Source organism: Streptomyces sparsogenes, assembly GCF_001704635.1.
GTDB lineage: Bacteria > Actinomycetota > Actinomycetes > Streptomycetales > Streptomycetaceae > Streptomyces > Streptomyces sparsogenes.
Genome location: NZ_MAXF01000104.1, coordinates 35,774 through 44,107, shown reverse-complemented (window position 1 = coordinate 44,107; position 8,334 = coordinate 35,774). Strand labels below are relative to the sequence as shown.

The window sequence follows — 8,334 nt, the reverse complement described above, 5'->3', positions numbered from 1 at the left end:
TTCCCCCGCCCCGCCGATGCCGCGCCCGCCGATGCCACCCCCACCGGCGGCGCCCCGGTCACCGGCACCCCCACCGCGACGCCCGGCCCGCAGCCCGGGCACGGCGCGCCCGGCCAGGGCCCGGCGGGCCCGCAGGCCGGGTACGGCTATCCGCAGCAGAGCCCGGGCGGGCAGCCGGCCCAGCCGGGCGCGGACCACCGCGGTTATGGATATCCGCAGCCCGGGGCGCCCGGCCCGATCCCGGCCCAGCCCTCCCCCGGGGCCCCCGGCCAGGGACCGGCGGCGCCACAGGGCGGTTACGGCTTCCCGCAGCAGGCCGCGGGACCGGGCAACCCCCAGCCCCAGCCCGGCCAGGGACCGGCCACGCCCGGCGCCCCCGGCCACCAGGGCGGCTACGGCTTCCCCCGCCCCGCCGACGCCGCGCCCGCCGACGCCACACCCACCGGCGGCGCCCCGGTCACCGGCACCCCCGCCGCCACGCCCGGCCCGCAGCCCGGGCACGGCGCGCCCGGCCAGGGCCCGGCGGGCCCGCAGGCCGGTTACGGCTATCCGCAGCAGAGCCCGCAGGACGGCTACGGCTACCCGCGTCCCGGCGAGGGCGCGAGCAGCCCCGGCACCAACAACGACTCCCCCCTCGACCCGCGGACCGGCGGCTGGCCCGTCATCAGCCCGGAACAGCGGCAGCGTCCGGCGGGTCAGGGCGCGGGTGCCCCGCTCGGCTACACCGCCGCGGTCGAGCTGTCCTCGGACCGACTGATCCGCGGCAAGCAGAAGCCGAAGAAGAACAACAACAGCGGGCCTTCGCGGTTCAAGATCGGGGGCCGGAAGGAGGAGGCCGAGCGGCAGCGCAAGCTCGAGCTGATCCGTACGCCCGTCCTGTCCTGCTACCGCATCGCGGTGATCAGCCTCAAGGGCGGCGTCGGCAAGACCACCACGACCACCGCCCTCGGCTCCACCCTCGCCAGCGAGCGGCAGGACAAGGTCATCGCCATCGACGCCAACCCGGACGCGGGCACGCTCGGCCGCCGGGTGCGCCGCGAGACGGGCGCGACGATCCGCGACCTGGTGACCGCGATCCCGTACCTCAACAGCTACATGGACATCCGGCGGTTCACCTCGCAGGCGCCCTCCGGCCTGGAGATCCTCGCCAACGACGTGGACCCGGCGGTCTCGACGACCTTCAACGACGAGGACTACCGGCGCGTCATCGACGTGCTGGGCAGGCAGTACCCGATCATCCTCACCGACTCGGGCACCGGCCTGCTGTACAGCGCCATGCGCGGGGTCCTCGACCTCGCCGACCAGCTCATCATCATCTCCACCCCCTCCGTGGACGGCGCCAGCAGCGCCAGCACGACGCTCGACTGGCTCTCCGCCCACGGCTACGCCGATCTGGTCTCGCGCAGCATCACGGTCATCTCCGGGGTGCGGGAGACCGGCAAGATGATCAAGGTCGAGGACATCGTGTCGCACTTCGAGACCCGGTGCCGCGGCGTGATCGTCGTGCCGTTCGACGAGCATCTGGCGGCGGGTGCCGAGGTGGACCTGGACATGATGCGTCCGAAGACCCGGGAGGCGTACTTCAACCTCTCCGCCATGGTCGCCGAGGACTTCTCCCGCGCCCAGCAGGCGCAGGGGCTGTGGACGGCGGACGGCAACCAACAGCCGCCGCAGATGGCGCCGCCGCTGCCGGGGCAGCAGCACGGCGCGGCGTACGGGCAGCAGCCCCAGCAGCCGCAGCCGTCGCCGTACCCGCAGCAGCAACAGCCGCAGTACCCGGGCCAGCCGGGGCAGCCGGGCCAGCCGGGTTACCCGCAGCCGGCCCAGCCGGGCTATCCGCAACCCGGACAGCCCGCCCGGACAGCCCGGACAGCCCGGCTATCCGGGGGCGCAGCAGCAGGGGTGGCAGCAGCCCCCGCCGGGCCAGCAGGCCCAGGCAGGGCAGCCGCAGCCCGGTCAGCAGGGTTATCCGCAGCAGGGCCGGCCTGGGCAGCCGTGGCAGGCCGCGCAGCAGGGCCAGGCCTGGCAGCAGCCCGGGGGTTCCCGGGGCTGAGCGCGGCCCGGGCGCCCAGCGCCCGGGCCCCGAACCACAGACGCCGGACGGGTTGGTTCCAGCCCGTCCGGCGTCTTCGTCTCTCTGCTGCCCGCTACCCGCTGGGAGGGTTCAGCGGCCGTCGTCCGCCCGGAAGGCGGCCTCCGGGGAGCCCGCCGCCTCGACCAGCTCGCGGGCGCGCTTCACATCGTCCGCCATGCGCTCCAGCAGGGCCTCGATGGAGGAGAAGGTCTCCTGGCCGCGCAGGTAGGCGAGGAAGTCCACCTCGACGTGCAGTCCGTACAGGTCCAGGCCCACGCGGTCGATCGCGTACGCCTCGACCGTGCGCTCGGTGCCGTCGAACTGCGGGTTGGTGCCGACCGAGATCGCCGCCGGCATGGCCTCGCCCTCGGCGGTCAGCCAGCCGGCGTACACGCCGTCGGCCGGGATCGCGGTGTGCGGCAGGGTCTCCAGGTTGGCCGTCGGAAAGCCCAGTTCACGGCCGCGCTGGGCGCCGCGCACCACGACGCCCTCGACGCGGTGCGGCCGGCCGAGGACCTCCGTGGCGCCCGTGACGTCCCCCTCGGCGACCAGCCGGCGCACCAGGGTGGACGAGAACGGCTCGCCGCCCCCCGCCGCCCCGCGCTGGTACAGGTCGACGACCTCGACCTCGTAGTCGTAGGTGGTGCCGAGCTCCTTGAGGAAGTCGACGTTTCCGGCGGCCTTGTGGCCGAAGCGGAAGTTCGGGCCCTCCACGACGAGGCGCGCGTGCAACTTGTCGACCAGCACCTTCACCACGAAGTCCCCGGGCGACAGCCGGGAGAACTCCGCCGTGAACGGCAGGATCAGCACCGCGTCCACGCCCAGCCCGGCCATCAGCTCGGCCCGCCGGTGGTGCGGGGCGAGCAGCGGCGGGTGGCTGCCGGGCCGTACGACCTCGCTGGGGTGCGGGTCGAAGGTGACCACGACCGCCGGTACGCCCAGCTCACGCGCGCGCGCCACCGTACGGCTGATGATCACCTGGTGTCCCCGGTGCACCCCGTCATAGGAGCCGATGGTGACGACGCTGCGCCCCCAGTCCTCGGGGATGTCCTCCAAGCCACGCCAGCGCTGCACTGTGCCCGCTCCTCGCCCGAACTCATGTGTGTCGACTTCGCAGGTCTAAGACTGCCATGTCGTCGTCGTCCGCTTCGCATCGGTGGGCGTCCCGGCCGCCCGCGCCGGTGGCCTCAGGCGAACACGGCCAGGCTCTTCGCCTTGCCCTTGTGCTCCTCCACCAGGGCCAGGAAGCGCCCGTCCGGGCCGAAGACCGCGACCGGACCGGCCTCCTCACGGGCCGGCATGGCGATCCGTACGCCGTTGCCCAGCAGCCGGGCCCGCTCCGCGTCGATCTCCCAGCGCGGGAAGGCGGCGGCCGCGGCCTCGGCGATGGGCATGATCCGGAGGGACTCCTCGAGCTGGGGCAGCGTCCTGGCGGCGGCCAGCCCGTACGGGCCCACCCTGGTGCGCCGCAGCGCGGTCAGATGGCCGCCGACGCCGAGTCCGGCGCCCAGGTCGCGGGCGAGCGCCCGGATGTAGGTGCCCGAGGAGCACACCACGGTGACGTCCAGGTCGAGGACGGGCGTGCCGTCCTCCGCCTTGGTCTCGCGGTGGGCGTGCAGGGCGAAGGACGACACGGTCACCGGGCGCGCCGGGATCTCGAAGTCCTCGCCCTGCCGGGCCCGGGCGTAGGAGCGCTTGCCGTCGATCTTGATGGCGCTGACCTTGGAGGGCACCTGGAGGATGTCCCCGGTGAGCACGGCGATGCCGCTCTCGACGGCGCTCAGGGCCGTCCCGGTCGCGCCGGTGGCGGAGGTGATCTCCCCCTCCGCGTCGTCGGTGACGGTGGTCTGGCCGAGCCGGATCGTCGCCTCGTACTCCTTCTCGGTCAGCGCCAGGTGGCCGAGCAGCCGGGTGGCCTTCTCCACGCCGACCACGAGCACGCCCGTGGCCATGGGGTCCAGCGTCCCGGCGTGGCCGACCCGCCGGGTCCCGGCGAGTCGGCGCATTCTGGCCACGACGTCGTGCGAGGTGAAGCCGGCCGGCTTGTCGACGACGACGAGGCCGTCCTGGGCCGCGGAGCGGGCCCGTGCGGTGTCGCGCGTCATGCGTCCGGGGTGCCCTTGCCGTCGGTGCTGCCGGCCGCGCCGGGGCCCTCGGCGGCCTCCTCGGCCTCCTGGTCCTCCTCGGAGGCCTCGCCGGGCTTGCGGTACGGGTCGGCGTCGCCGGCGTACGTCGCGCCCGAGGACGCCTGCCGCACCTGGGCGTCCGCCGCCTTGGCCTTGGCCAGCAGGTCGTCGATCGTCCGGGCGTTGTCCGGCAGGGCGTCCGGGACGAACGTCAGGGACGGGGTGAAGCGCACCCCGGTCTGCCGGCCGACCTCGGACCGCAGCACGCCCTTGGCGCTCTCCAGGGCCGCCGCGGAGGCCGCCCGCTCCTCGTCGTCGCCGAAAACCGTGTAGAAGACGGTCGCCTCCCGCAGGTCACCGGTGACCCGGGTGTCGGTGATCGTGACGTAGCCGAGCCGCGGGTCCTTGATCCGCCGCTGCAGGGTCTCCGCGACCACGACCCGGATGCGGTCAGCCAGCTTGCGTGCCCGCGCGGTGTCGGTCATGCGTCTTCTTCTCTCTTCTTCGGTTCGTCAATCGGTCATCGGGGACGCTCGGCCCGTCATGCGCTCACGCACTCACACGCTCGCGCGCTCTGACGCTCACGCGCTTACTCATCGTGCGCGCCGTGGAACCGGCGCCGTACCGACAGCAGCTCCACCTCGGGCCGGGCGGCGACCCAGCGCTCACAGCGGTCGAGTACGTCCGTGAGGTGGCTCGCGTCCCCGGAGACCGCCGCGAGGCCGATCTCGGCCCTGCGGTACAGGTCCTGGTCGCCGACCTCCGCCACGCTCACCGCGTAGCGGCGGTGCAGCTCGGCGACGATCGGGCGGACGATGGAGCGTTTCTCCTTCAGCGACCGTACGTCGCCGAGGAGGAGGTCGAAGGACAGCGTCCCTACATACATGCGGTCCGGGTCAAGCCACCCGTGGGGCCTTCGGTGTACGTGCTCGGCCGTCGTGCATCGCTGTGCAGACTCCGAAACCGTACACGCAATGGCCGGGGCCGATCGACGGAAATTTCTCCGCCGACCGGCCCCGGATGAGCAGCAGCGCGTCAGCCGCGCGGCTTCTCGCGCATCTCGTAGGTGGCGATGACGTCGTCGACCTTGATGTCGTTGTAGCTGCCGAGGTTGATACCGCCCTCGAAGCCCTCGCGAATCTCGGTGACGTCGTCCTTGAAGCGGCGCAGGCCCTCGATGTTGAGGTTCTCCGCGATGACCTTGCCGTCGCGGATGAGGCGCGCCTTGGTGTTCCGCCGGACCTCGCCGGAGCGGATGAGGACACCCGCGATGTTGCCCAGCTTGGACGAGCGGAAGACCTCGCGGATCTCCGCCGTACCGAGCTCGACCTCTTCGTACTCCGGCTTCAGCATGCCCTTGAGGGCCGCCTCGATCTCCTCGATCACCTGGTAGATGACCGAGTAGTAGCGGACGTCCACGCCCTCGCGCTCGGCCATCTGCGTGGCACGCCCCTCGGCGCGCACGTTGAAGCCGATGACGATGGCGTCGGAGCCGGTCGCCAGGTCGATGTCGGTCTCGGTGACCGCACCGACACCGCGGTGCAGCACCCGCAGGTCCACCTCGTCGCCGACGTCGAGCTGGAGCAGCGAGGACTCCAGCGCCTCGACCGAACCGGACGCGTCGCCCTTGATGATGAGGTTGAGCTGCTGCACCTCGCCGGCCTTGAGCACCTTGTCCAGGTCCTCGAGCGAGACCCGGCGGGTCCGCTTGGCGAAGGCCGCGTTGCGCTCGCGCGCCGCGCGCTTCTCGGCGATCTGGCGGGCGGTGCGGTCCTCGTCGACGACGAGGAAGTTGTCGCCCGCGCCCGGGACGTTGGTGAGACCGAGCACCAGGACCGGGGTCGAGGGGCCCGCCTCGTCCAGGGCGTTGCCGTTGTCGTCGAGCATCGCGCGGACGCGGCCGTACGCGTCGCCGGCCACCATCGTGTCGCCGACCCGCAGGGTGCCGCGCTGGACCAGCACGGTCGCCACGGCGCCGCGGCCGCGGTCGAGGTGGGCCTCGATCGCGATGCCCTGCGCGTCCTGGACGGGGTTGGCCCGCAGGTCGAGCGAGGCGTCGGCGGTGAGGACGACGGCCTCCAGGAGCTCGTCGATGTGCAGCCCCTGCTTGGCGGAGATGTCGACGAACATGGTGTCGCCGCCGTACTCCTCGGCCACCAGGCCGTACTCGGTCAGCTGACCGCGCACCTTGGTCGGGTCCGCGCCCTCGACGTCGATCTTGTTGACCGCGACCACGATCGGCACGTCGGCCGCCTTGGCGTGGTTCAGCGCCTCGACCGTCTGGGGCATCACACCGTCGTTGGCCGCCACCACGAGGATCGCGATGTCGGTCGACTTGGCACCGCGGGCACGCATGGCGGTGAACGCCTCGTGACCCGGGGTGTCAATGAAGGTGATCTTCCGGTCCTCGCCGTTGACCTCGGTGGCGACCTGGTAGGCACCGATGTGCTGGGTGATGCCGCCGGCCTCGCCCGCGACCACGTTGGTCTTGCGGATCGCGTCCAGCAGTCGGGTCTTACCGTGGTCGACGTGACCCATGACGGTCACGACCGGCGGACGGGAGACGAGCGCTTCCTCGCCGCCCTCGTTCTCGCCGAACTCGATGTCGAAGGACTCGAGAAGCTCGCGGTCCTCCTCCTCCGGGCTGACGATCTCGATGTTGTAGTTCATCTCCTCGGCGAGGAGCTGCAGCGTGTCGTCGGAGACGGACTGCGTCGCGGTGACCATCTCGCCCAGGTTGAACATCACCTGGACCAGGGACGCCGGGTTGGCGTTGATCTTCTCCGCGAAGTCGGTGAGCGAGGCACCCCGCGACAGCCGGACCGTCTGGCCGTTGCCGCGCGGCAGCATCACGCCGCCGATGGACGGGGCCTGCATGGCCTCGTACTCCTGGCGCCGCTGCCGCTTCGACTTGCGGCCACGACGCGCCGGGCCGCCGGGACGGCCGAAGGCGCCCTGCGTGCCACCACGGCCACCGGGACCACCCGGACGGCCGCCGAAGCCGGGACGGCCACCGCCGCCACCGAAGCCGCCGCCACCGCCGCCGCCGGGACCACCCGGACGGCCGGCGAAGCCGGGACGGCCGCCACCGCCGCCGCCACCGGGACGGCCGGCGAAGCCGCCGCCCGGACGGCCCGCGCCGCCGGGACGACCGGCACCGCCGGGACCGCGGCCACCACCGCCGGGACCCGGACGCGGGCCCGCGGCGGGACGCTGCGGCATCATGCCCGGGTTCGGGCGCGGACCGCCGGGACCGCCGCCGGGACGGGGACCGCCCGCGGCGCCCTGCGGACGCGGCATCGCGCCCGGGGTCGGCCGGGGGCCGCCGGGACCGCCGCCGGGCCGCGGGCCACCGCCCTGGCCGCCCTGCGGGCGCGGACCGGCGCCGCCCTGGCCACCGGGGCGCGGGGCACCGCCCGGACGGGGCGCCTGCGGGCGCGCCATGCCGGTGGAGCCGCCGGAGGTGAAGGGGTTGTTGCCCGGACGCGGACCGGCCGGCCGGGGCGCGCCCGGACGCGGGGCCCGCTCGCCACCGGGGCGCGGAGCGCCGCCGGGACGGCCGCCCTGACCCTGGTCACGGCCCTGTCCGGGGCCGCCGGGGCGGGCGCCGGGACGCGGGCCGGGGGCGCCGCCGGGCTTGGCCGGGCCACCCGGCTTGGCGCCGGTGGGCCGCGGGGCCGCCGGCGACGGCGGGGCGGTGAACTCGGGCTGGGCCGGGGTCACGGGCTGGGCCGGACCCGGCTTGGGGCCGGGGGTCGGCCGGGCGCCCGGGGCACCGGGGGTGGGCCGCGGGCCCGGAGCGGGCGCCGACGGCGTGCTCTTGGGACCCTCCGCCACGGCCGGCTTGGGGCCGGGCGTCGGGGGCTTGGGGGCGGCGGGACGTGCCGCCGACGCCGGGGTGGGCGCGGACGGCTTGGCGGGCGCCGCCTTGCGCGGCGCCGAGGGCTTCCCCGCGGATCGGCCGGAGCCGCCCTGCTGGAAAGCGTCAGTCAACTTGCGAACAACCGGCGCTTCGATCGTCGAAGACGCCGAACGGACGAATTCGCCAAGTTCTTGGAGCTTGGCCATGACGACCTTGCTCTCGACTCCGAACTCCTTGGCGAGTTCGTATACCCGGACCTTAGCCACATCGCT

6 protein-coding genes and 2 pseudogenes are annotated in these 8,334 nt (G+C 73.9%); 1 reads left to right on the top strand and 7 read right to left on the bottom strand.

The features are described 5' to 3' along the window. Positions 1 to 501: pseudogene (locus tag BBH68_RS44540) on the bottom strand (hypothetical protein); the annotation flags it as partial. A gap of 396 nt (positions 502 to 897) precedes the next feature. Between BBH68_RS44540 and BBH68_RS44535 the strand changes: the two are divergent. Continuing rightward, positions 898 to 1,266: pseudogene (locus tag BBH68_RS44535) on the top strand (MinD/ParA family ATP-binding protein); the annotation flags it as partial. A gap of 116 nt (positions 1,267 to 1,382) precedes the next feature. Here BBH68_RS44535 and BBH68_RS44530 read toward each other — a convergent pair. The 6 genes from BBH68_RS44530 to infB form a co-directional block, all read right to left on the bottom strand. After that, entirely contained in the window at positions 1,383 to 1,598 is a 216-nt protein-coding gene (locus tag BBH68_RS44530; RefSeq protein ID WP_065965266.1) for a hypothetical protein, read from the bottom strand. Between the two features lie 566 nt (positions 1,599 to 2,164). Next, a complete protein-coding gene (locus BBH68_RS22425; RefSeq protein WP_065965265.1) occupies positions 2,165 to 3,148 on the bottom strand; it encodes a bifunctional riboflavin kinase/FAD synthetase in 984 nt (327 codons plus the stop codon). Between the two features lie 113 nt (positions 3,149 to 3,261). Next, positions 3,262 to 4,179, bottom strand: a complete 918-nt coding sequence (gene truB / locus BBH68_RS22420; RefSeq protein ID WP_065965264.1) for a tRNA pseudouridine(55) synthase TruB — start codon at positions 4,177 to 4,179, stop codon at positions 3,262 to 3,264. Beyond that, positions 4,176 to 4,685 (bottom strand): 30S ribosome-binding factor RbfA, encoded by a 510-nt coding sequence (gene rbfA / locus BBH68_RS22415; RefSeq protein ID WP_065965263.1) that lies wholly within the window; start codon positions 4,683 to 4,685, stop codon positions 4,176 to 4,178. The genes truB and rbfA overlap by 4 nt, the downstream gene beginning before the upstream one ends. Before the next feature lie 104 nt (positions 4,686 to 4,789). After that, positions 4,790 to 5,086 (bottom strand): DUF503 domain-containing protein, encoded by a 297-nt coding sequence (locus BBH68_RS22410; RefSeq protein ID WP_065965262.1) that lies wholly within the window; start codon positions 5,084 to 5,086, stop codon positions 4,790 to 4,792. Positions 5,087 to 5,235: 149 nt separating this feature from the next. After that, the gene (gene infB, locus BBH68_RS39670; protein ID WP_079151139.1) at positions 5,236 to 8,328 is read right to left on the bottom strand and encodes a translation initiation factor IF-2; all 3,093 of its coding nucleotides are present in this window, start codon (positions 8,326 to 8,328) and stop codon (positions 5,236 to 5,238) included. Positions 8,329 to 8,334: the final 6 nt, after the last annotated feature.